Annotated in this window: 22 protein-coding genes, 3 pseudogenes and 2 riboswitches; of the genes and pseudogenes, 11 read left to right on the top strand and 14 right to left on the bottom strand. The window is 60.0% G+C overall.

Going from position 1 to position 23085, the window contains the following annotated elements; genetic code table 11:
• Positions 1–313: 313 nt before the first annotated feature.
• The 5 genes and pseudogenes from ACEPAJ_RS02165 (at position 314) to ACEPAJ_RS02145 (ending at position 7830) form a co-directional block, all read left to right on the top strand.
• A complete protein-coding gene (locus ACEPAJ_RS02165) occupies positions 314–1435 on the top strand; it encodes a glycosyltransferase family 4 protein (protein WP_425913238.1) in 1122 nt (373 codons plus the stop codon).
• A gap of 699 nt (positions 1436–2134) precedes the next feature.
• A pseudogene (locus ACEPAJ_RS02160) lies at positions 2135–2416 on the top strand (biotin carboxylase N-terminal domain-containing protein); the annotation flags it as partial.
• A 216-nt stretch (positions 2417–2632) separates the two neighbouring features.
• Positions 2633–3559, top strand: a pseudogene (locus ACEPAJ_RS02155) (carboxyl transferase domain-containing protein); the annotation flags it as partial.
• Positions 3560–3680: 121 nt separating this feature from the next.
• Positions 3681–5576 (top strand): 1-deoxy-D-xylulose-5-phosphate synthase, encoded by a 1896-nt coding sequence (gene dxs / locus ACEPAJ_RS02150; protein WP_425913237.1) that lies wholly within the window; start codon positions 3681–3683, stop codon positions 5574–5576.
• A 66-nt stretch (positions 5577–5642) separates the two neighbouring features.
• A riboswitch (cobalamin riboswitch) is annotated at positions 5643–5858 on the top strand.
• Between the two features lie 100 nt (positions 5859–5958).
• Positions 5959–7830 carry a TonB-dependent receptor domain-containing protein gene (locus ACEPAJ_RS02145; protein WP_425913235.1) on the top strand — a complete coding sequence of 624 codons (1872 nt, stop codon included), beginning with the start codon at positions 5959–5961 and terminating at the stop codon, positions 7828–7830.
• 43 nt (positions 7831–7873) lie between these two features.
• On the opposite strand, the pseudogene ACEPAJ_RS02140 reads toward ACEPAJ_RS02145, so the two are convergent.
• The 13 genes and pseudogenes from ACEPAJ_RS02140 to nrdR form a co-directional block, all read right to left on the bottom strand.
• Positions 7874–8670, bottom strand: a pseudogene (locus ACEPAJ_RS02140) (cobalamin-binding protein).
• On the bottom strand, positions 8670–9086 hold the full coding sequence (locus tag ACEPAJ_RS02135; protein WP_322950397.1) for an MFS transporter: 417 nt from the start codon (positions 9084–9086) through the stop codon (positions 8670–8672). Before ACEPAJ_RS02135 ends, ACEPAJ_RS02140 begins: the two are co-directional and overlap by 1 nt.
• The gene (gene ribA, locus ACEPAJ_RS02130) at positions 9083–9703 is read right to left on the bottom strand and encodes a GTP cyclohydrolase II (RefSeq protein WP_425913233.1); all 621 of its coding nucleotides are present in this window, start codon (positions 9701–9703) and stop codon (positions 9083–9085) included. The genes ACEPAJ_RS02135 and ribA overlap by 4 nt, the downstream gene beginning before the upstream one ends.
• A 188-nt stretch (positions 9704–9891) precedes the next feature.
• A complete protein-coding gene (locus ACEPAJ_RS02125; protein WP_425913232.1) occupies positions 9892–10539 on the bottom strand; it encodes a retropepsin-like aspartic protease family protein in 648 nt (215 codons plus the stop codon).
• A gap of 17 nt (positions 10540–10556) precedes the next feature.
• Complete coding sequence (locus ACEPAJ_RS02120; protein WP_425913230.1) at positions 10557–11285, bottom strand: substrate-binding periplasmic protein; 729 nt, start codon at positions 11283–11285, stop codon at positions 10557–10559.
• A 17-nt stretch (positions 11286–11302) separates the two neighbouring features.
• Positions 11303–11833, bottom strand: coding sequence for a phosphatidylglycerophosphatase A family protein (locus tag ACEPAJ_RS02115; RefSeq protein WP_425913228.1), 531 nt, complete (start codon positions 11831–11833; stop codon positions 11303–11305).
• Positions 11826–12794 (bottom strand): thiamine-phosphate kinase, encoded by a 969-nt coding sequence (gene thiL, locus ACEPAJ_RS02110; protein WP_425913545.1) that lies wholly within the window; start codon positions 12792–12794, stop codon positions 11826–11828. The genes ACEPAJ_RS02115 and thiL overlap by 8 nt, the downstream gene beginning before the upstream one ends.
• Before the next feature lie 15 nt (positions 12795–12809).
• Positions 12810–13301: a transcription antitermination factor NusB gene (nusB, locus tag ACEPAJ_RS02105; protein ID WP_274087737.1), complete on the bottom strand. Its 492-nt coding sequence runs from the start codon at positions 13299–13301 to the stop codon at positions 12810–12812.
• Positions 13298–13774 carry a 6,7-dimethyl-8-ribityllumazine synthase gene (gene ribH, locus ACEPAJ_RS02100; protein WP_090243179.1) on the bottom strand — a complete coding sequence of 159 codons (477 nt, stop codon included), beginning with the start codon at positions 13772–13774 and terminating at the stop codon, positions 13298–13300. The genes nusB and ribH overlap by 4 nt, the downstream gene beginning before the upstream one ends.
• 81 nt (positions 13775–13855) lie before the next feature.
• Positions 13856–14935 carry a bifunctional 3,4-dihydroxy-2-butanone-4-phosphate synthase/GTP cyclohydrolase II gene (ribBA, locus tag ACEPAJ_RS02095; protein WP_425913225.1) on the bottom strand — a complete coding sequence of 360 codons (1080 nt, stop codon included), beginning with the start codon at positions 14933–14935 and terminating at the stop codon, positions 13856–13858.
• Positions 14936–14947: 12 nt separating this feature from the next.
• Positions 14948–15610: a riboflavin synthase gene (locus ACEPAJ_RS02090; RefSeq protein ID WP_425913223.1), complete on the bottom strand. Its 663-nt coding sequence runs from the start codon at positions 15608–15610 to the stop codon at positions 14948–14950.
• A gap of 167 nt (positions 15611–15777) precedes the next feature.
• A riboswitch (FMN riboswitch) is annotated at positions 15778–15941 on the bottom strand.
• A gap of 134 nt (positions 15942–16075) precedes the next feature.
• Positions 16076–17194, bottom strand: a complete 1119-nt coding sequence (gene ribD, locus ACEPAJ_RS02085; RefSeq protein ID WP_425913221.1) for a bifunctional diaminohydroxyphosphoribosylaminopyrimidine deaminase/5-amino-6-(5-phosphoribosylamino)uracil reductase RibD — start codon at positions 17192–17194, stop codon at positions 16076–16078.
• Entirely contained in the window at positions 17194–17658 is a 465-nt protein-coding gene (gene nrdR, locus ACEPAJ_RS02080) for a transcriptional regulator NrdR (RefSeq protein ID WP_167376767.1), read from the bottom strand. Before nrdR ends, ribD begins: the two co-directional genes overlap by 1 nt.
• Positions 17659–17773: 115 nt before the next feature.
• Between nrdR and ACEPAJ_RS02075 the strand changes: the two genes are divergently transcribed.
• The 3 genes from ACEPAJ_RS02075 to trxA all read left to right on the top strand — a co-directional run bounded on the left by ACEPAJ_RS02075 (position 17774) and on the right by trxA (position 19813).
• Complete coding sequence (locus tag ACEPAJ_RS02075) at positions 17774–18220, top strand: YbaY family lipoprotein (protein WP_425913219.1); 447 nt, start codon at positions 17774–17776, stop codon at positions 18218–18220.
• Positions 18217–18873, top strand: a complete 657-nt coding sequence (locus ACEPAJ_RS02070) for a class I SAM-dependent methyltransferase (protein WP_425913218.1) — start codon at positions 18217–18219, stop codon at positions 18871–18873. Before ACEPAJ_RS02075 ends, ACEPAJ_RS02070 begins: the two co-directional genes overlap by 4 nt.
• Before the next feature lie 67 nt (positions 18874–18940).
• Positions 18941–19813, top strand: a complete 873-nt coding sequence (gene trxA, locus ACEPAJ_RS02065; protein ID WP_425913216.1) for a thioredoxin — start codon at positions 18941–18943, stop codon at positions 19811–19813.
• 135 nt (positions 19814–19948) lie between these two features.
• Here the strand turns inward: trxA and ACEPAJ_RS02060 are convergent, their stop codons facing one another.
• Complete coding sequence (locus ACEPAJ_RS02060; protein WP_425913214.1) at positions 19949–20287, bottom strand: hypothetical protein; 339 nt, start codon at positions 20285–20287, stop codon at positions 19949–19951.
• Between the two features lie 127 nt (positions 20288–20414).
• On the opposite strand from ACEPAJ_RS02060, the gene ACEPAJ_RS02055 reads away from it, so the two are divergent.
• The 3 genes from ACEPAJ_RS02055 (at position 20415) to ACEPAJ_RS02045 (ending at position 23083) form a co-directional block, all read left to right on the top strand.
• Positions 20415–20981: a DUF2796 domain-containing protein gene (locus ACEPAJ_RS02055; protein WP_425913213.1), complete on the top strand. Its 567-nt coding sequence runs from the start codon at positions 20415–20417 to the stop codon at positions 20979–20981.
• Positions 20982–21104: 123 nt separating this feature from the next.
• Positions 21105–21815 (top strand): ABC transporter ATP-binding protein, encoded by a 711-nt coding sequence (locus tag ACEPAJ_RS02050; protein WP_425913211.1) that lies wholly within the window; start codon positions 21105–21107, stop codon positions 21813–21815.
• Between the two features lie 2 nt (positions 21816–21817).
• Entirely contained in the window at positions 21818–23083 is a 1266-nt protein-coding gene (locus tag ACEPAJ_RS02045; protein WP_425913209.1) for an ABC transporter permease, read from the top strand.
• Positions 23084–23085 lie beyond the last annotated feature (2 nt).

Here is a 23085-nt window from a genome sequence, read left to right as displayed (position 1 = left end):
TTAGGGGCAATGCTGACAGACCAGGACAACCAAGCCTTTCACGACGTCACACCCCCCATCCATCACGAACAACTTTTCATGAGCGAACTTACGCTCACCAGCATGCTCTGCGCCGGTGAAAATCATCTAGCCTATAGTAAACCCTGTAAGCCCAACCTAGACACCTTGCCAACGCCAAAATAGCTTTCAGACGCTCACATTGGACTAGCTGCCTACCGGGCATATGCCCGACAATCTTCACAGGGGCACACTGCAACCACAAAACTAGCTACCATATACTTTCTTTTTTGACCTGCGCGAACCTTAAAGCCCCATGAAAGTTCTTCATTTTTTCAAGACCTACCTACCGGATACGACTGGCGGGATCGAGCAGGTCATTTACCAACTTTCTGAGGGTTGCCGTAAGCATGGCATCGAGAGCGATGTGCTAACGCTATCTACAGATGCACAACCTACTCGATTACGCGTAGCTAACCACGAAGTGCGTCGAGCACAACAAGATTTATTCATCGCCTCGACCGGATTCTCATACGAGGCTTTTACGGCATTTAGAGAAATGGCACACGAAGCAGACGTGGTGCACTATCACTTCCCTTGGCCGGTAATGGATGTAGTCCACTTTGCCACATCCCATCAAAAACCATGCGTAGTCAGTTATCATTCTGACATAGTGCGCCAGCAAATCCTTCTTATGATGTACCGCCCCTTAATGAAGCGATTTCTAGCCAGTGCTGATCGAATCTTAGTAGCCTCACCTAATTACATAAAAAGCAGCAAAGTCTTATCGTGCTTTATGGATAAAACAGAAGTAATCCCTTATGGCCTTGCACCATCTGACTACCCCAAGCCATCTATTGAACGATCACTCCATTGGCAACAGAAATTGAACGAACCATATTTCCTTTTTGTCGGCGTATTGCGTTATTACAAAGGACTGAATTTTTTACTGGAGGCGATGGTAGGAGCACCTTGGCAACTTGTAATTGCAGGATCAGGGCCAGAGGAGGAAAAACTTAAAAGCCAGGCTAAAAGCCTCGGCTTAAGTAACGTTAAGTTTTTAGGCCGCATTGAGGATCGAGACAAAGGCTGTCTACTACAACGTTGCCATGCATTTGTATTCCCTTCACATTTGCGTTCGGAGGCCTTCGGCATTTCTCTATTGGAAGCATCACTCTACAGCAAACCGCTTATTTCATGTGAGATCGGCACAGGTACGACCTTTGTCAACATTGATGGCGTAACAGGTATAACAGTACCTCCGGCGGACCCAAAAGCGTTACGCGAAGCAATGTTCGACCTATGGAGTAACCATCTAAAAGCAAATCAACTCGGAGCAGGAGCTGCGAGGCGGTTCGAGCAGCTGTTTACAGCAGAGCGTATGTGTGCAGAAACGGCTCGCATTTACAAAGAAGTTATACACGAGCATGCAAAATAATACCTAAGGCTGGCCTGAAGCATTCATATTTTCTGACTGACCTCAGCCACCACCGATTTTGAAAGCGGAAAACGACCATACAACTCACTTATTTATGTAGTTTATACGACGTAAGTACCTCGCGGCAGCTACTTCCGATATTACAGACGCGCAGGTATTCGACAGTGAATGCCTGTGCGCCACCTATAGGCTCTATAGTGCGAATTAAGTAACCAATTACCAGGTTTTGACTATGCCAAAGAAGCGCGCCTTCACATAACCGAACGGCCGCCGATAACCCGCACAGACGCCCAACCCTGGCACGCACCGGAGCCTTGACTTTCTCGATCTTGCACCTGACCTTGTAAAGCGCGCTGTTCTTACCCAGCTTTTTGCTGGGTGCTAAGAAGACTGCCACCTGTAAAATCGTTTCGCGACCAGCACTCCCTTTATGCAGCTCGACGCATGTAAAACCTGCGTCAGCGCAAACCACGCGGCCCTCGCCATGCACAACCTATAAACTTAAGTAATATCCGTCACTCTGGCCGCTGTACCGTGGTCTGGACCATCTTCGGGTCACGCTCGCCAATCTTATTGTTGGTCGAACTCGTTACACTAATCAGCATGGTATCGACGATGGTGTCGTAGCGCTCAAGGGGGCTATCTGGATATGGATCAGCTAATCGAAATTGCCAAGGCCAAGGGCAGCAATGCCGTACACCCAGCTATGGCTTTCTCGCGGAAAACGCCGAGTTCGCCCGCAGCTGCCAAGCCGCCAGCGTGTGCTTTTTGGCCCCAGTGCTGGGGTGCTGCAACGGCTTGGCGAAAAGGCCGAGCACTGCGACGTACCGCTGGTGGTGGGTATTATTCGAGCAATCAGCCCGGATGAGGCCCACGGCTTTCTCTCAGAGCATCATCGCAGCAGCACTCAAGCTAGCCGCCGCGGCGGACTACCAAGGCCTGAGCACCTTTAAATTTCTACTGGATACCGAGCAGCCTTAGTGTTTCTACTTTATGGAAGCAAACCCGCGCATCCAAATTGAACACACCCTCACTAACCGAACTCGGCCTGCTGCAACCGCCACTGCTCAATGGCTGCGCCGTGCAACTGCGGATTAACCTGGAAAGCATGAGCAGCGATTGCAGCACACGCCCGGCCGCAGGCAACCTGATGCCCTACCAGCCGCCCAGTAGCGCTTGCCGCTGGTACTGTTTGCCGAGGGCGGCGGCCTGGGCAGCTTCAAACCGGAACAAGTCGGCCCAGTCAGCGTGCAGGCGCCCAATGGCGTCATCGACGTTTTGGTGACAGATGAAACCGAGGCCGTGCAGGTCGCCAAACAATACCTGAGCTACTTCCAGGGCACGCTAAGCGACTGGCAATGTGCTGATCAGCGCGAGCTGCGCCATGTGATCCCGGAAAACCGCCTGCGCGTGTATGACATCCGCCAGGTCATTGCCACGCTGGCCGACCACGACTCAGTGCTGGAACTGCGCCGCCAGTTTGCCCCGGGGCTGATCACCGCGTTTATCCGCATTGAAGGCAAGCCCTTCGGCCTGCTGGCCAATAATCCCGCGCACCTGGGCGGGGCCATCGACGCAGTGGCAGGCGACAAAGCCGCGCGCTTTATGCAGCTGTGCGATGCCTTCGATATTCCGCTGCTATCGCTGTGCGATACCCCCGGTTTTATGGTCGGCCCGGAGGCAGAGAAACAGGCCACGGTGCGCCATGTGTCGCGCATGTTCGTTGCCGCCGCCAGCCTGACAGTGCCGTTTTTCACCGTGGTGCTACGCAAGGGTTACGGCCTCGGCGCGCAAGCCATGGCCGCCGGCAGCTTCCATTCGCCGCTGTTTACCATCGCCTGGCCCAGTGCCGAGTTTGGCGCGATGGGCCTGGAGGGTGCGGTACGCCTGGGCTTTGCCAAGGAGCTGGCAGCTATCGAAGAACCCGCCGCGCGCCAGCAGCTGTTCGACAAAATGGTGGCCAAGGCTTACCAAAACGGTAAGGGCATCAATATGGCCAGCTTTCTGGAGATTGATGCGGTGATCGACCCGGTGGAGACCCGCGCCTGGCTGCTGCGCGGCCTGAATGCAGCGCCAACGCCCACGCCGCGCACCGGCAAGAAGCGCGCAGTCGATACCTGGTAAGCCACTGACCGTAGCCCGGATGCAATCCGGGCAACAGCAGCGTTGAACCGAAGCATGTTTGGGCAGTTTCCGGCGCATCGGGTAAACTGCCGCATCTTTTGCTCCTATAACGATCTGCCCGATGCCGACGACCTTCCACGAGATTCCCCGTGAGCGCCCGCTGACGCCCCTTCTAGACCGCGCCAATACGCCGGACGAGCTGCGCCGCCTGGGCGAAGCCGAGCTGGAAACCCTGGCCGACGAGTTGCGCCAGTACCTGCTGTATACCGTCGGGCAAACGGGTGGGCATTTCGGCGCGGGCCTCGGTGTAATCGAGCTGACTGTAGCGCTGCATTATGTCTTCGATACGCCGGACGACCGCCTGGTGTGGGACGTTGGCCACCAAGCCTACCCGCACAAGATTCTCACCGGCCGTCGCGAGCAAATGGGCAGCCTGCGCCAGAAGGACGGCATCGCCGCCTTCCCACGCCGCTCGGAAAGTGAATACGACACCTTCGGCGTCGGCCACTCCAGCACCAGCATCAGCGCGGCGCTCGGCATGGCCATTGCGGCGCGCATGCAGGGCAGCAAGCGCAAATCGGTCGCGGTGATCGGTGATGGTGCGCTGACCGCCGGCATGGCCTTCGAGGCGCTGAATCACGCCAGCGACGTCAAAGCCAACATGCTGGTGGTGCTCAACGACAACGACATGTCGATCTCGAAAAATGTCGGCGGTCTGTCCACTTACCTGGCCAAGATCCTCTCCAGTCGTACCTACGCCAACATGCGTGAAGGCAGCAAGAAAGTGCTGTCCAAGCTGCCCGGCGCCTGGGAGATCGCGCGCAAAACTGAAGAACATGCCAAGGGCATGCTGGTCTCCGGCACCCTGTTCGAAGAACTCGGCTGGAACTACATCGGCCCGATCGACGGCCACGACCTGCCCAGCCTGCTCGCCACCCTGCGCAATATGCGTGACCTCGACGGTCCGCAGTTCCTGCACGTGGTGACCAAGAAAGGTAAGGGCTTTGCGCCAGCCGAGGCCGACCCGATTGGCTATCACGCGATCACCAAGCTGGAGCCAATCAACGCCCCGCCCGTGGCCAAGCAGCCAACAGGCCCGAAATATTCCAGCGTATTCGGTCAGTGGCTGTGCGACATGGCCGCGCAAGACCCGCGCCTGGTCGGTATAACCCCGGCGATGAAAGAAGGCTCGGATTTGGTGGCGTTCAGCGAGCGTTACCCCGAGCGCTATTTCGACGTGGCCATCGCCGAACAGCACGCGGTGACCCTGGCCGCCGGCATGGCCTGCGACGGGGTTAAGCCGGTGGTTGCGATCTACTCGACCTTCCTCCAGCGTGCCTATGACCAGCTGATTCATGACGTAGCCGTACAACACCTCGACGTGCTGTTCGCCATCGACCGTGCAGGCCTGGTTGGCGAAGACGGCCCGACCCACGCCGGCAGCTTCGATATTTCCTACCTGCGCTGTATCCCCGGCATGCTGGTGATGACGCCGAGTGACGAGAACGAACTGCGCCGCATGCTCACCACCGGCCACCTGTTCGATGGCCCGGCAGCCGTACGCTACCCGCGCGGCACAGGCCCTAATGCGCCCATCGAGCCAGGCCTTGAGCCTCTTGAAATTGGCAAAGGCATCATCCGCCGCCAGGGCAAACAAACCGCCCTACTTGTGTTCGGCGTACAACTGAGCGAAGCACTCAAGGTCGGCGAAACGCTCGATGCCACCGTAGTCGACATGCGCTTTGTCAAACCGCTGGACGAAGCCCTGGTACGCGAACTGGCCGCCAGCCATCAACTGCTGGTAACGATTGAAGAGAACAGCGTGATGGGCGGTGCCGGCAGTGCGGTCAGCGAGTTCCTTGCCCGCGAGAACATCCTCAAACCGCTGCTGCACCTGGGCCTGCCTGACTACTACGTCGAGCACGCCAAACCCACGCAGATGCTCGCCGAGTGTGGGCTGGATGCTGCCGGCATCGAAGCGGCTATACGCGCCCGGCTCGCACTACAGGCTGTATGAGTACCGCTCATCCAGCGCTGAACGCCGCTTGCTTGTAGTTCATCCCACCGCGCATTAAGGTGCGCGACGTTTTACTTCCAACAAGGTGCGCCTCTTTATCCGTAAAGCGGCGTTAAACGGGAAGCCGGTGCGCTCATAAAGAGCTATCCCGGCGCTGCCCCCGCAACGGTAATCGACCGCAGAGCGAGTCTGCACGCAGCTTCATCCGCCACTGGGCTACCCCGGGAAGGCGAAGCGGCGCACGTCGAGAGCCCGGAGACCGGCCTTATTGGATGTGACTGGTGTTGCGGAGGGCATCACCGTCAAGCTCAGGCTGCGTCCGCGCGCCCGTTCTTGCACCTGCCCTCCTCAAAAGTCTTCCGACCTTTTGAGGATTCTCTACGTGAAATTGTCCCGCCTTGCCCTGGCCGTGGTGCTTGCGCCGCTGACTGCTCATGCGAACCCACTCCAATTGCAGCCATTGGTTGTGACATCCGGGCGGTATGCTGAACCAATCCAACAGGCGACCGCTGCAACTACAGTATTTACCCGCAAAGATATTGAACGCTTGCAAGTGCGCAGCGCGGCAGAGCTGCTTGAGCGCGTGCCCGGCGTCAGCGTCAGCCGTACCGGCGGAGCAGGTAGCCAGACCGGTCTGTTCGTGCGCGGCACCTCAACTGCACAAACCCTCGTCCTGGTAGACGGCCAGCGCATTTCTGCTGCCTCCAGCGGCACCAGCAGTCTGGAGTTCCTCAGCCCGGAGCAGATTGAGCGCGTTGAAGTCGTACGCGGCGCGCGTTCGGCGCTCTATGGCTCGGATGCCATCGGTGGCGTCGTGCAGATTTTCACCCGCCAAGGCAGCGGTGACGGCCTCAAGCCCTATGTACGCTTTGGCGCCGGCAGCAACCAGACCTTCGAGCGCAGCCTTGGCCTGTCCGGCCGCGATGCACAGACCCGCTTCAACCTGGGCGCCGCCCTCGATGAAACCCAGGGGATCGACGCCACCCGCGATAACTTCGGAGCCAACGGCGATGACGATGCCTATCGCAATAAATCGCTGAGCCTGAACCTCTCGCACCGCTTCAATGACGATTTGAAAGTCGGATTCAGCGCGCTCGATCAACGCGGCCAAGCCGAGTTCGAAGACCTCTTCAGCGCCTCACTGCCCACTACCGACTTCCAGCTGAGCAGCCTGTCCAGCCACATCGATGGCAACATCAACGACACCTGGAATAGTCGCCTGGAATTCGGCCACAGCGAGGACAAGCGCGACACCGGCAACGACCAGACAAACGCCAGCGCATTCTCGTTCTACAGCTTTAATACCTACCGCGACTCGGTCAACTGGGTGAACACCCTGACCCTCAACGAGCGCCATCAAGTGCTGCTGGGTGCCGACTGGTATGAGGATCGCGTGAATGGCAGCGAGGACTTTACTGAGGACTCGCGCTGGAACCAGGCAGGCTTTATCCAACACCGCTACAACGCCGACTCTTTTTCTACTGAGCTGGGTCTGCGCCATGACAGGAACCAGCAGTTCGGCAGCGAAAACACCTGGAGCGCGGCGCTAACTGTGCCGTTCAGTCACAAAAACGATTTGATCCTGTCCTACAGCGAAGGCTTCCGCGCACCGACCTTCAACGACCTGTATTACCCCGACTTCTGCTTCGGCGGCTTTTGCTCCGCCAGCGCCAACCCCGACCTTAAGCCAGAAACCTCCAAAAGCTATGAAGCGCTATGGCGCAACCGCTACAGTGAAACCGGCGCGCTGGAACTGTCGCTGTACCGCATCGACCTGCAAGACGCGATTGTTCTCGACCAGAACTTTATTCCGCAGAATGTGCAGACCGCTCGCATCAATGGCTTCGAAGCTGCGCTAAAGCAGGAGCTATTCGGCTGGCAGGGCAACTTGGCACTCGCGCTGATCGACCCACGTGATCGCGACACGGGCAACACCCTCGCTCGCCGCGCCAAACGCACGCTGAGCATGGATCTGGATCGCGAGTTCGGCGCTTTTTCTGCCGGCATCAGCTGGCGTGCAGTCAGTGGCCGCTACGACGACGCCGATAACACCCAAGAGCTGAGTGGCTATGGCCTGCTCAGCCTGCGCGGTGCCTGGCAAGCGAGCCAGGAGGTGGCATTCAACCTGAAGCTGAATAACATCTTCGACAAGGATTATGCCGAAGCAACTTACAAAACCAACAATGGCCGCTACGGTTTCAACACCGAAGGGCGCACTGCACTGTTTGCCGTGACTTGGACGCCTCAGCTCTGAGGCGCCAACTGAAACGCGCACTAAGCCCCGCAACATGCGGGGCTTAGTGCGCGCTGGCCAGCACCTGACACAGACGCTCCATCGCCCCCAACATCTGAAAGCTTGGCCGTTCCAGGCCATCATCGGGCACTAACCAGAGCTGATCCAGCTCAACCGCGCGCACGACTGGCCAGTTACGCCAGGCATCTAGTTGCGCCTGGCTGCCGGCCAGAATCACCTCGGGGTTGCGCTGCAAGACGGCCTCGACACTCACTTGCGGAGCCGGCAGGCTCAGGTCGGCAAAGATATTTTCGGCACCACAAACACGCAGGGCATCGCTAATAATCTGCTGGCCGCCAAGGGTATACATCGGTACATCCCAGACCTGGTAAAACACCCGCAGTGGCTGTGGACGGCGATAGCGTTGAGCTAAACCAGCCATCCCATCAAGAAATTGCTGCTGCAGGCGCAAACCTTGTTCGGCACGACCGATACGCGTACCGATCTCGACAAACTGTTGCGCCAGGTCGGCCAGCTTGCGCGGTTTAACGACCAACATAGGGATGCCAAAGGCCTGCAACTGCTGACGCTGCGCCCGGCTAATGCTCTCAGGCAAGAGCAACACCAGGTCAGGCTGCAGACTGATGACGCGCTCCATTTCCAACTGTCCGTAGCGCCCGACGGAAGGCACATGCGCGGCCGCAGGCGGGCGCGGCCCCGCATCAAGCACGCCCACCAGCAGGTCGACGGCTCCGAGTTCAAGCACGATTTCAGTTACAGAGGGCCCAGACTGATCAGCCGCTCGGCGCCCGCTGCCGGCCAGGCCAGCAGCGCCAACAGGGCCACAACAAGCGCGCGCATCAGCCGAGTTGGCGAGGGATGCGGTAGAGGTAGAGCATGACGACGCTGGAAATCGCCAGCAGGATCAGCGGAATCGCTTCCAGGCCGGCGAACACCGCAACGGCCGCAATCCAGGCCGGCGCTGCGGCACCCAAAAACCCAAGGCGTCGAACGCGCGCCAACTCAAGCCAGGCATCGTGTTCGGCGGCAGTATCGAGGGCTTTTTCAGTGGCCACCAAGGCGCGCTTATAGCGGCTGAACAAGGGCAAGCTGGCAAACATTGAAGCCAGGCCGGCGATAAACAGCGGCATGGTCAGCAAGCCGGTCTGCTGCTCAGCCCCAAACAGCAGGTTGAGCACAAACAGCGGCAGTAGGGTTACGGCCAGCTGCCGCCACCACTCCAGCGCCAGCCGCCGGCGCACTTCGCTGCGTGTCACAGGCTTTCCTCAACCTCGCCCTGGTGCAGGCTGCCGAGCATATGCCCGAGCTTGCCAGCCTTGGTCGCGAGGTACTTTTTGTTATGCGGATTGTGGTCGATCTGCAACGGCACACGGGTTGCCACATTGATGCCCATATCGCCCAGCGCCTTAACCTTGCGCGGGTTGTTGGTCATCAGCTTGATCTGGCTAATGCCCAGATGATCGAGCATCGGCAGGCAGATTGCGTAGTCACGCTGATCGGCGCCGAAGCCCAGGCGCTCGTTGGCCTCGACTGTGTCAGCACCGCCATCTTGCAGCTCATAGGCGCGGATCTTGTTCAGCAGGCCAATACCACGACCCTCCTGACGCAGATAGAGCAAGACGCCACGGCCTTCATCCGCAATTGCACGCAGCGCCGCTTCCAGCTGGAAGCCGCAGTCGCAGCGCAGACTGAACAGCGCATCGCCGGTCAAGCACTCGGAGTGCAAGCGGCCCAAGACAGGGGCGCCATCGGCGACATCCCCAAAGGTCAGGGCAACGTGTTCCTTGCCGGTGGCCTCTTCGAGGAAGCCATGCATGGTGAATAGGCCAAAAGGCGTAGGCAACTGGGAGGCGGCGACAAACACGACGGACACCGGATACTCCTAAAGGAAATGGGCAGGGAATAATCAGGCCGGCATTGTAACAGCAGGCCCCAGCAGCCGGTCAGCCTGAATTACTGATGATAAGGATCGAGCCGCCTAGCATTTGTTTCCACTCTTGCGAGCTGGCGCCCTGTTTTTAACGCCACAGGGCCGACGCGCAGCAGACCGTAAACAGGCTCTTAGTACTTGGATTCCAACACCAGCATATCCTGCTCCACTTTCCAGCCAACCCGACTGAGGAAGCTCATGCCGAGCAAGGCTTCGCGAGGTGAACTGCCTTCGAGCACCACAGCCTCAACCCCCAACACTTCCAGCTCACCGACCTTGACCCGATCCAGCGTCACGCGCCAGCCGCGTGCCGTGCCACTGGCGGTGCTGACTTGCAAAGGCGAGCCAATCACCCGGTAATCAATACCCAACCGGCGAGCATGCTCATCATTTAGAGCCACCGAGGTAGCGCCGGTATCGACTAGAAATTGGATGGACTGACTGTTCACTGAGCCAGCCACCCAGTAATGCCCCCCGATACCTTTGGCCACGCTGAGTTGCTTCTTCTGCGCTTCGGCAAAACCGTTGCTGTACTCGCGGCTGAGGCTATAGCTGCGCTCAATACCGTCGACACGCAACACCGCGCCACGGCTGTCGGCACTGATCACCTGCACACCACGCGGGCCAACCTGGCCGACCTTGACCAGTTTGCGCTGCCCCTCAACATTCAATACGGCAGCGCCGGGGAACAGGCCGACGACGCGCACCTGGGTGGCCGCCATTACCCAGCTGCTCAATAGCAACGGCACGCTCAATAGGATTAATTTCAGGGCGTACATGGACGGCCTCACACAGGTTAATCAAACGGATAAGACTGCTTCCAGCGCTGGAATATCGGCCGCAAACTGCCATCTGCCACCAACACGTCCATGCGTTTATCGAACAAATCGGCCAGGGCCCGGCCACGCGGGTTATCGCCAAAGCCCAAATACAGCGGCAACTCAGTCAACGGATAAACGCGGTAACGCGACGGCACACGGGCATCACGCAAAATAAATGTCACTTCATCTTGAGCGTCGAGATAGAAATCTGTGCGCCCCTGATCCAGCATGCCGAGGATACCGCTGCGGCGCAGCACTTCGCGGTACTGGTGCAAATTTGGCAAATAGCGCTGGTATTCATAACCGCGTACCCACGCCAGGCGAAACGAACCGATGCTTTCAAGGGTCGGCGCTGGCGTGCTGGCCAACCCCAGCGCCACAATATTGTCGGCGTCATAGTGCCAACGTGGGTAAATCACACGGTCAGCGATTTCATTGCGATAGGAGCCTACCCAGGCGTCGGCTTCGCCACGCTGCACCAGACCAATCGAGCGGGTATAGGGCACGCTGTTTATCTGCAACTGCACGCCTGCCGGCTCATACACCGCCCGGAAAATATCCCAGGCCAGGCCGTGACCATCGGCATTGGTGTGCTGCGGCCAAGACTCGGCAGCGATGCGTACCGGTGTCGGCTCGATAGCACAGGCCAAGGTACTGACCACGCTCACTACCGCCCACAGCATCCAATAAACGCAGCGCTCCATTGCCTACCTCCTACACATCACCAACCCAGTGCAGCAGCCAGCCCATTGGCCCAACCCCAGACAATCAGTTGCAGCGCCAACCAGGCGAATACTCCCGCGAGTACGTCATCAAGCATGATGCCGACACCGCCATGCACATGCCGATCGATCCAGCGAATCGGCCACGGCTTGAGAATGTCGAACAGGCGAAACAATAGAAAGCCTAGCAGCAGCCAGCCCCAGCCGTCCGGTACCAGCCAAAGGGTAATCCACATGCCGACCATTTCGTCCCAGACGATGCCTTCATGGTCATGCACCCGCAGGTCATCGGCCACCTTGCCGCACAGCCAGAAGCCAAACAGCATGGTAAGGCCGAGCATCAGCCAATAACCCCAGTCCGGCAGTAACTGAAGCAGCGGGATAAAAGGCAATGCCACCAGCGAGCCCCAGGTACCCGGCGCTTTCGGCAAGGTGCCGGCGCCGAAACCGAAGGCCAGGAAATGCCAGGGATTGCGCCACACCGAAGGCGGTACGAACTCGGCAGGAACTTGCTTGGGATGATCAGTCACGGACACTTCCAAAATGTTGATAGCCGCTACGGGGCAGCTGAACGGGCTGACCGTGTGGGTCCAGCAGGGTAACGCCCTGGCCGGCCACTACCCGGCCAATCACCTGCACCGGCAAGCCGGCCTGCTGTAACTCAGGGAGATAGTGCGCCGGCAAGGTAAAGGCCAGCCGGTAATCATCGCCGCCACTTAACCCGCACTGACGCGCCGCCGACTCTCCGGCGAAGGCCCGCAAGGCGGCGGAAAGCGGCACCTGCGCCTGCTCGATAATCAACCCCACGCCAGACGCGGCGGCAATATGCCCGCAATCGGCGAGTAAACCATCGGAGATATCCAGCGCGGCGCTGGCCTTGCCGCGCAGGGCCAGGCCCAAAGCAAGCTGCGGCATGGGCGACCAGTAACGCGCCAGCAGCGCATCGGCCACGACGGAGTCGGCATGTCGCTGCCCCAGCACCAGCGGCAACGCACCCGCGGCATCGCCCAGTTCGCCACCCACGCAGAGAAGCTCACCGACCTGGGCACCCTTTCGCGTCAGCGCCATGCCGGTAGGCACACGGCCGAAAACCGTCAGGGTGAGACTCAGCGGACCGCGGGTGGTGTCGCCGCCAATTAAACGAATCGTGCAGCGTTGCGCCATGTGGTCCAAACCGCGAGCAAAGGCTTGCAGCCAATCGGGCTCGGCGCCAGGCAAGGTTAAGGCGAGGGTAAAGCCGACAGGCGTCGCGCCCATCGCAGCTAAATCACTGACCGAGACACCCAGCGCGCGTTGGCCGAGCAGATAAGGGTCAGGTGATTGGGGAAAATGCACCCCACTAACCAGGGTGTCAGTGGAGATGGCCAGCTGTTCGCCAGCTGGCAACTCCAACAGGGCACAGTCGTCGCCAATACCTAAGGCCACGCCTTCGCCAGCCTGCGCACAGGACGCAGCGGCGAAGTAGTGACGGATCAGCTCGAACTCACCCAAGGCACTCAAGCCAGATCAGCGCTTGTGAGCGCGAACTTCATCGGCCCGCAAACGCGGCGCCAGCTTGTCCAGCACGCCGTTAACGAACTTGTGCCCGTCAGTTGCGCCAAACACCTTGGCCAGCTCGATGCCTTCGTTGATCACCACGCGATAAGGGATATCGATGCGGTTTTTCAGCTCGAAGGTCGACAGACGCAAGATCGAAAGCTCAACGGGATCGATTTCATCCAGCGGGCGATCCAGCAACGACGCAAAAGCCCCGTCGATCTCGCTTTTCTGCCGCGGCACGCCGTGCAGAATCTCGTGAAAGTAAGCACCGTCCACTGCTGTGAAGTCATTATCGACGCGGAACTGCGCTTCGATTTCGTTCAACTGCTGCCCAGCCATGTGCCAGGAATACAGTGCCTGCATGGCCAGCGTGCGCGCCTGACGGCGTGCTAGGGTCTTGGTGCTAGGGCCTTTTTTCGGCGCTTGCGGTGGCTGCCCGTTACCGTCGGTCTGGCTCACTTGGCCTCCAACTGCGCCAGCAGGCTAACCATTTCGAGGGCAGACAATGCAGCTTCTGCACCTTTGTTGCCGGCCTTGGTGCCGGAACGTTCAATAGCTTGCTCGATAGAGTCGACGGTCAGCACGCCAAAGGCGACCGGCACACCGAACTCCATGGACACCTGGGCCAAGCCCTTGGTGCATTCGCCCGCCACGTATTCGAAGTGCGGGGTGCCGCCACGGATGACTGCACCGAGGGCGATGATCGCGTCAAAGTCACCACGCTGGGCGACTTTCTGAGCCACCAGCGGGATCTCGAAGGCACCCGGCGCACGGATGATGGTGATGTCGTCTTCCTTCACGCCATGGCGAACCAGGGCGTCAACGGCGCCACTTACCAGGCTTTCGACAACAAAGCTGTTAAAGCGGCCGACGACCAGGGCGAATTTGCCTTGCGGGGCGATGAAAGTACCTTCGATGGTCTTCAGGGTCATGGAACAATTCTCATATAGCGTTAAAGAGCCAGGGGCAAAAAAATGGACGGCCCGACGAAACAGCGCGTAGCGCGGCAGTCGTTATTCAGCGGGCAAGTATTCTACAACTTCTAGGTCAAAGCCGGATATCGCATTGAACTTCATCGGCGAGCTCATCAGGCGCATCTTGCGCACGCCGAGGTCACGCAAAATCTGCGAGCCAGCACCGACCGTACTGTACGTAGCCGGGCTGGCCGGTTGCTGACGATCCAGCAGCGCCAGCAGCTCTGGCCCGGTCAGCGGATTGCCCAGCAGCAGCACCACGCCGCTACCGGCCTTAGCCACCTCGGCCATGGCCGCACGCAGGCTCCAACGGCCCGGCTGGTTGACCAGAAACAGGTCGCGCAGCGGGTCCATGTTGTGCACGCGCACCAGGGTCGGTTCTTCCGCACACACCGCGCCCAGCGTCAGGGCCATGTGTGCGGTGTCTTCCACGCCATCACGGTAGGTCACCAGGTTGAACTGGCCCAGCTCGGTGTTGAGCACCTGCTCGCTGGCCCGCTCAACCGTGCGTTCGTGCATCAAACGGTAGTGAATCAGGTCGGCGATGGTGCCGATCTTGATGCCGTGCTCGGCAGCGAACACTTCCAGCTCCGGGCGACGCGACATGGTGCCGTCGTCGTTCATGATCTCGCAGATCACCCCGCTCGGCTCGAAGCCGCCCATCCGCGCCAGGTCGCAAGCGGCCTCGGTATGGCCGGCACGCGCCAGCACGCCGCCGGCTTGCGCCATCAGCGGGAAGATATGCCCCGGGCTGACGATATCGTCGGCCTGGGCGTTCTTCGCGGCTGCGGCCTGCACGGTGCGCGCGCGGTCGGCTGCGGAGATACCGGTGGTGACGCCTTCGGCGGCCTCGATGGAGACGGTGAATTTAGTGCCAAAACCGGAACCGTTACGCGGCGCCATCAGCGGCAGCTTGAGCGTTTCGCAGCGTTCACGGGTCATCGGCATGCAGATCAGGCCGCGAGCGAAACGCGCCATAAAGTTGATGTGCTCGGCGGTGACACACTCGGAGGCGATGATCAGGTCGCCTTCGTTCTCGCGATCTTCGTCATCCATCAGAATGACCATCTTGCCGGCGCGGATGTCTTCGACCAGTTCTTCGATACTGTTAAGAGCCATGCAGGCGATTCCTTATTTGTTCAGGTAGCCGTGTTCGGCGAGAAAACTTGCGGTCATGCCCGAGGCAGTAGGCTCGGCAGCCTTGTCACCGAGCAACAGACGCTCCAGGTAACGGGCCAGCAGGTCCACTTCGAGATTGACCTGACGGCCAGGGCGGTAGTCGATCATGATGGTCTCGGCCAAGGTATGCGGCACGATAGTCAGCTCGAACTCAGCACCGTTGACCGAGTTGACCGTCAGGCTGGTGCCATCGACGGTGATCGAGCCTTTATGGGCGATGTACTTGGCCAACTCACGCGGGGCGCGGATGGTGAACTGCCAAGCACGGGCATTTTCCGCCATCGAGACGATCTCGCCGACGCCGTCAATATGCCCACTGACCAGGTGGCCACCTAGACGGCTGGTGGGCGTCAGGGCCTTTTCCAGGTTGACCTTACTGCCAGCCTTGAAATCGATAAACGCGGTGCGCGCCAAGGTTTCGCGGCTGACATCAGCCCAGAAACCATCGCCTGGCAACTCAACAGCGGTCAGGCATACGCCGTTGACCGCAATGCTGTCGCCCAGTTTGACGTCGCCGAGGTCCAGCTTGCCAGTCTCCACATACACCCGTACGTCACCGCCCTTGGGCGTCAGTGCGCGGATGCTGCCAATGGCTTCGATTATGCCGGTAAACATGCCACCCCCTGTTTAGCGCCCACGGCAAAGCACTGGCGGGGAACGCCAGATGCGCGCGGCACGGAAAATAAATCAGACATCTAGACCAACTCCTGTTTTATAAAAAACAGGGCGTGTTTGATCGATAGGGATTTCAAGACGCACCTAAATGCGCCTTATAGAGGCAATCCCGCTCTCTCTTTATCCGGACTTTAACCGTCGGCCCCGGAATCACACCGGGTCTGCTGACCTTGCCCCGGGGCTTACACCGCCTTGGACAAGCGCTCGCGGGCTAGACACTTTGCGCGTCATTACCGCCGGTGGGGAATTACACCCCGCCCTGAGAACGTTACGACCACCTGCGTAGCCGAGAAGCGTTTTACCATAAATAGCCGCTGCTCTGCATCGCCAACTGACAGCCTGAATGGCCCGCCATTGCTAATAACGAGGCATCGGTAATGCCAGACCATCATCAAGAGCCACCCATCACGCGGCAGGTTGCGGCACCGCGATAATTCGCCAGTCATCACCGACGGCACGCATCTCGACAATTTTCAGCGCGGGTGCGTCGGCCATCCGCGCTAACGGCAGGTCAAGCAGCGGCCGCGCACTGGAGCCGAGCAGTTTGGGCGCGACGAACAGTTGGTACTCATCTACCAGCCCCAAGCGGGCAAACGCCCCGGCCAGTCGCGGACCAGCTTCAACCAACACCTCGTTAGCACCACGCGCGGCCAACTCAACCAGTAGTTTGCGCAGGTCAACATGCCCGTTGCTGCCCGGCACGGCCAATAGTTCGTGTCCATCGTCGAGATAGCGATCTCGTGCAGACGCCGCCGCACAGGTCGCCACCATGGCAGCGCCGGCCTGGAAAAACGGCACACTCAGCGGCACCCGCAAGCGTCCATCGACCAGCACACGCAACGGCGGCCGCGCCTGCGCCAAAGCACTTAACTCAGCGCCGAGCCCCAACTCATCGGGGCGTACGGTCAAGCGCGCATCATCAGCCAGCACCGTGTCGGCACCGGTTAGCACCACGCTGGAGCGGGCGCGCAATCGCTGTACCGCCGCCCGCGCCGCAGGGCCGGTAATCCACTGGCTCTCGCCGCTGGCCATGGCGGTACGCCCGTCCAGACTCATCGCCAGCTTGACCCGTACAAATGGCAGGCCCGTCTCCATACGCTTGATAAAGCCGGCATTCAGGGCGCGTGCCTCAACCTCCAGCACACCGCTCTGCACCGCAATACCCGCATGCATCAGCCGCAACAGACCATTGCCGCCAACTTGTGGATTGGGGTCTTGCATGGCCGTCACTACACGAGCGATACCGGCATTGACCAGCGCATCAGCACAGGGTGGCGTGCGCCCGTGATGGCTGCAAGGTTCCAGCGTGACGTAGGCCGTGGCACCACGCGCCTTGTCACCGGCCTGGCGCAGCGCATGCACTTCGGCATGGGGCTCGCCCGCACGGGCATGCCAACCTTCACCGACGATGCGCCCATCCTGGACGATTACACAGCCAACACGGGGATTGGGGTGGGTGGAGTACAGGCCTTTACGGGCCAGCTCCAGTGCACGGGCCATAAAGGCGTGATCGGAATTCATCATCAACCTTTGATGGGCTCGCGGGATAGACGGTCGATTTCCTCGCGGAATTCGTTGAGGTCTTGAAAGCGCTTGTACACCGAGGCGAAGCGGATATAAGCCACTTCATCGAGCTTCTGTAGCTCGCCCATCACTAGTTCACCGAGCACCAGCGACTTGATCTCACGCTCACCGGTGGCACGCAGCTTGTGTTTGATGTGGGCGATGGCCGCTTCCAAACGCTCGATGCTCACCGGACGTTTTTCCAGCGCACGCTGCATGCCAGCACGCAGCTTGTCCTCATCGAATGGCTGACGACTACCATCCTGTTTGATCAGGCGCGGCATCACCAGTTCGGCGGTTTCAAAGGTGGTAAAGCGCTCTTCACAGGCCACGCATTCGCGCCGACGACGTACCTGCCCGCCCTCGGCAACCAGCCGTGAGTCGATCACCTTGGTGTCATTGGCAGCGCAAAAAGGGCAGTGCATAAATAAAGCCAGCCTTAGAACGAAAGCACCATGGTAGCGCATCCCTCTGGCAAGACAAACCGAGGGCTTTGCGGTATACAGGCGCCCACCCAAACCAGCGGAGTTGATGCCCTCGATGAAAAACCGTACGCCGCTGCAATCGCTGATCGCATTGAGCCTGGTAGTGCTCCTGGCGGCCTGCACCCGCGATGGTCCACCCGCCGCGACGACCACACCGCCTCAAGCCCAGGCGGCAACAGCGCCGCTACCCGCCTATCAGCGCGAGCTAAGTGGCAGCCTGCTCAATGTGCCAAGCGGCGCAGATGTCGAGCTCGCCCTGCTGGCCGTCGACGAACGCGGTCGCCCCCAGGCGCTGCTGGGCAATATCCAGCTGCGCGGCACGGGTAGCCCGCTGGCGTTTCGCCTGCCATTCAACCCAGACACCTTCAGCAAGCACGCGCGCATCGAGTTGCACGGCCGCGCCAATCAGGCCGGCCGGTTGATTCTGCGCTTGCCCGCGCAGCCGATTACCCAAGCCGAAACCCAAACCCTCGGCCAACTACGCCTGGCGCCCGCGCCATGACCGCACCAGCAGCCCTGCAAGCCGCGCTCAGCGAACTGCTGGGTGATGCTCAGCTCAGCGCGGAAACTCTGCCCGGCACGGACCTCAAACTCTGGCTGATCGATGCGGAAAATATGGACCGCGCCTTCAGCCCTGAGGAGACTCGGCGCATCCTCGAAGAGCCGCCCTACTGGTGTTTCTGCTGGGCCAGCGGCCTGGTGCTGGCACGCTGGCTGGCCGAACACCCCGAGTGGGTGCGCGGCAAGCGCGTACTGGATTTCGGTACTGGCTCCGGCGTGGCGGCCATTGCCGCCGCCAAGGCCGGTGCACTGGAAGTGGTGGCCTGCGACCTCGACCCATTGGCCATCGACGCTTGCCGAGCCAACGCGGCATTGAATGATGTGGAGCTCAGTTACTCGGCGGATTTCTTTCAAGAGGCTGATCGCTTCGACCTGATCATCGTCGCCGACGTGTTGTATGACCGCGCCAACCTGCCGCTGCTCGACCAGTTCCTCAGTCGCGGCCGCCAAGCGCTGGTGGCCGACTCACGGGTACGCGACTTCCAGCACCCGCTGTATCAGCGCCTTGGCATAATCGAGGCGTGCACCTGGCCAGACCTGGCCGAGCCGGCTGAGTTTCGCCACGTCAGCCTGTACCACGCGCAGCGCGATTAAATCGCCCCTTGCATCCAGCGCGCCGCGCCCGCATTTATAGCCCATTGCATTTCAGCCGAGACCGACCATGAGCGACTCCCCTTATATTTTTGATATCGCAGGCAGCGCCAGCTTCGAACAGCTGGTCATCGAAAACTCCTTCCAGCAACCCGTCCTGGTGGATTTTTGGGCTGAATGGTGTGCGCCCTGCAAAGCATTGATGCCACTGCTGGCGAAAATTACCGAGGAGTATCAGGGCGAGTTGCTGCTGGCCAAGGTCAACTGCGACATCGAGCAAGATATCGTCGCCCGCTTTGGCATTCGCAGCCTGCCTACCGTGGTGTTGTTCAAAGAGGGTAAGCCGGTCGATGGTTTTACCGGAGCGCAGCCCGAGTCGGCGATCCGCGAGATGCTCAAGCCCCATGTGGCCGAGCCTGCACCCGCGGCAGCCGACCCGATGGAAGCCGCGCAAGCGCTGTTCAGCGAAGGGCGTTTTGCCGATGCCGAAGCTGTACTCAAAGTGCTGCTGACGGAGAATAATGAACAAGCTGCGGCGCTCATTCTCTACGCGCGCTGCCTGGCCGAACGCGGCGAACTGGACGAAGCCGAAGCCGTGTTAGGCGCCGTCAAAGGCGATGAGCACAAACAAGCCCTGGCCGGCGCCCGCGCGCAGCTGACCTTTCTGCGCCAGGCCAGCGAACTGCCCGACGTTGCCAGCCTGAAAACCCGCCTGGGGCAGAACGCGGAAGATGATGAAGCCTGCTATCAACTGGCGGTGCAGCAGTTGGCGCGCCAGCATTACGAGCCCGCATTAGTCGCCCTGCTCGCGCTGTTTATCCGCAACCGTAACTACGCCGACGGCCTACCGCACAAGACGCTGCTGCAAGTCTTCGACCTGCTCGGCAATGACCACCCATTGGTCACGGCCTACCGACGCAAGCTGTATCAAGCGATTTACTAAACCCTATCTGCCGTTCGGTGCGAATCTCACGGCTAAAGCCCCTCCCACGTGCACAGTGAACTCCGTGGCCGGGGCTTTAGCCGCGACAGATTAATCGCAAGATGACGGCGCGCAGCAACGCCTGCGCGTCGCCCATCAACCCACCCAATGGTAAATGGGCGCATCAGCGCCCGCCTCCACTCGCACCTGCGCGCAATGACGCAAGCGCACCAACAGGCGCTTGCCTGCTACCTCACTACCTGCCAGTCCCGCCAGTTGCCCAAGCAAGTGCGGCCCTTCAAGCTGCCCGGCCTTACGTAATAATGCCAGCGTGGTTTGCCATAGCGCATCGTTGGCTACGGGTGCGGCAGCCGCTGCCGGCGCAGCAGGCACTTCCAAGGTCACATGTTGAGCCAGTTGCGCCCAATCCTGCGCATCCAGCTCAACCGTCAGGTCCACCGGCCAGGCGCCGATCTGCCCACGAATTCGTACCATCACCCAGTCCCTCTACTGATCAGCCGCCATGCTCCCACGCCACAACGAGGACGCCAAGGAAGACTGGTCATGCGCCCCATAAAGTTGTTATAACGTAACAAGTAATTATTTCGAACCGGAGACCACCATGCGCCGCCTGCTACTTGCCCTGCCTTTTGCCCTACTGCCGCTTGCCGCCGATGCTGCCGAACACAACCATGAGCACGATGAGCATCAGCATGCCGAGCACGGCAGCCTGGATGCCCACGCGCACGGCGCCGCGCAACTCAACGTGGTGCTCGATGGAAATGTGCTGGAGCTACAACTGGAGAGCCCAGCCATGAACCTAGTGGGTTTCGAACATAACGCCGAGACGGATGCGGACAAAGCCAAGGTCGCCGCTGCGCGTAGCCAGCTGGAACAGCCAACAGTGCTGTTCGGCGTGAATGCCGGCGACTGCAGCCTTAGCCAGACGGAATTACAAAGCCCGCTGTTTGCTGAACATGCTGAAGCACATGAGCATGAGAGCGCTCACAGTGACATCGACGCGCACTACACCCTCGACTGCCAGGCCCCCGACCAGCTCAAGCAGCTTGATCTGACCGAGCTATTCAAGCGCTTCCCCGCCACCGAGAAAATTCAGGTACAACTGATCGGCCCAAATGGTCAGCAAGGGTTAGAACTAACCCCCGCGGAGCCGACTCTGAGTTTCTGATTTTTTGCCGATTTAACGTAGGGTGGATGACGCTTCACCCATCCACCCTTGCAATTTTGCGGTGGATGAAAAGAGCGTCAGCTACGCGCCCCGATCCACCCTACGCGCCAAACGAGTTCCCCCATGAGTTCAGCCCTGATCCAACTCTCTAACCTCGGCTTTGCATGGCCCGGCCAGCCCGAACTGCTGGACATCGACAGCTTCACCCTGCAACGCGGCGAAAGCCTGTTTCTCAAAGGCCCCAGCGGCAGCGGCAAGACCACCCTACTGGGCCTGCTCGGCGGTGTGCAAAAGCCCAATCGCGGCAGCATCCAACTGCTCGATCAGGACTTGAGCACACTGTCCGCCGGCGCCCGCGACCGCTTCCGCGTCGATCACACCGGCTATATCTTCCAGCAGTTCAACCTGCTGCCGTTTCTCTCGGTGCGTGAAAACGTCGAACTGCCCTGTCACTTTTCCAAACTGCGCGCGGGCCGTGCAGTGCAGCGCCACGGCAGCGTAGCCAAGGCCACCAGCGCCCTACTCGCCCACCTCGGTTTGCACCAGCCGGAACTGCTGCAACGCCGCGCCGGCGACCTATCGATCGGCCAGCAACAACGCGTCGCCGCCGCCCGCGCGCTGATCGGCCAGCCGGAGCTGGTAATCGCCGACGAACCCACCTCTGCACTGGATGCCGACGCCCGTGAAGCCTTCCTCGAGCTGCTATTCGCCGAATGCCGTACCGCCGGTTCCAGCCTGCTGTTTGTCAGTCACGATCAAAGCCTGGCGCGCCTATTCGATCGCAGCTTGTCGTTGGCCGAACTGAACAAAGCCACCCGTCTGGCGGAGATTTAACGATGTACCTACTGCGTCTCGCCCTGGCCAGCCTGGGCAACCGCCGCTTTACTGCACTGCTCACCGTATTCGCCATCGCGCTTTCTGTGTGTTTGTTGCTCGCGGTCGAGCGGGTGCGCACGGAAGCCCGTGCCAGCTTTGCCAATACCATCAGCGGCACCGACCTGATTGTCGGTGCGCGCTCAGGCAGCGTGAACCTGCTGCTGTACTCGGTATTTCGCATCGGTAACGCCACCAACAACATCCGTTGGGAGAGCTTCGAGCACTTCGCCGACCATCGTCAGGTCAAGTGGGCCATCCCGATCTCCCTGGGTGACTCGCACCGTGGCTACCGAGTGATGGGCACCAGCCCGGCGTATTTCGAGCACTACCGCTACGCCCGCACCCAGCCGCTGCAACTCAGCAGCGGCCGCGCCTTTGCCGATAACCCGTTTGAAGTGGTGCTCGGCGCAGAAGTGGCCCAGGCCCTCAACTACCAGCTCGATCAGGAGCTGGTACTGGCCCACGGCGTGGCCACCATCAGCCTGGTCAAACATGACGACAAACCGTTCAAAGTGGTCGGCATACTCAACCGCACCGGCACACCAGTAGACCGCACCCTGCATATCTCGCTGGCCGGTATGGAAGCCCTGCATGTCGACTGGCAAAACGGCATGCCGGCACGCGGCGCGGCCAAGGTCGGCGCGGAACAAGCGCGGGCCATGGATCTACAGCCCAAGCAGATCACCGCCGTGCTGCTCGGCCTGAAAAGCAAGATCGCCACCTTCAGCCTGCAACGGGAAATCAATGAATTTCGCGGTGAACCGCTGCTGGCGATACTGCCCGGCGTAGCCCTGCAGGAGCTGTGGAGCCTGATGGGTACCGCCGAGAAAGCGCTGTTCGTGGTCTCACTGTTCGTGGTGCTGACCGGACTGATCGGCATGCTTACCGCGATTCTCACCAGCCTCAACGAACGCCGCCGGGAAATGGCGATTCTGCGCTCGGTCGGCGCGCGTCCTTGGCATATCGCCAGCCTACTGATTGTTGAAGCCTTTGCCCTGGCTCTGGCTGGCGTACTGCTCGGTTTGCTGTTGCTGTACCTGGGTATCGCCGGCGCGCAGGGCTATGTGCAGGCGAATTACGGCCTGTACCTGCCCCTGAATCTGCCAACCCGCTATGAGTGGACGCTGCTCGGCGCTATCCTGAGCGCCGCCCTGTTGATGGGCTGTGTACCGGCCTGGCGTGCGTATCGCCAATCCCTGGCCGATGGCTTATCGATCCGCTTATGAGG

This window comes from Pseudomonas sp. GWSMS-1, from assembly GCF_049847425.1.
Lineage (GTDB): Bacteria > Pseudomonadota > Gammaproteobacteria > Pseudomonadales > Pseudomonadaceae > Aquipseudomonas.
This window is presented reverse-complemented; position numbering and strand designations above follow the sequence as displayed.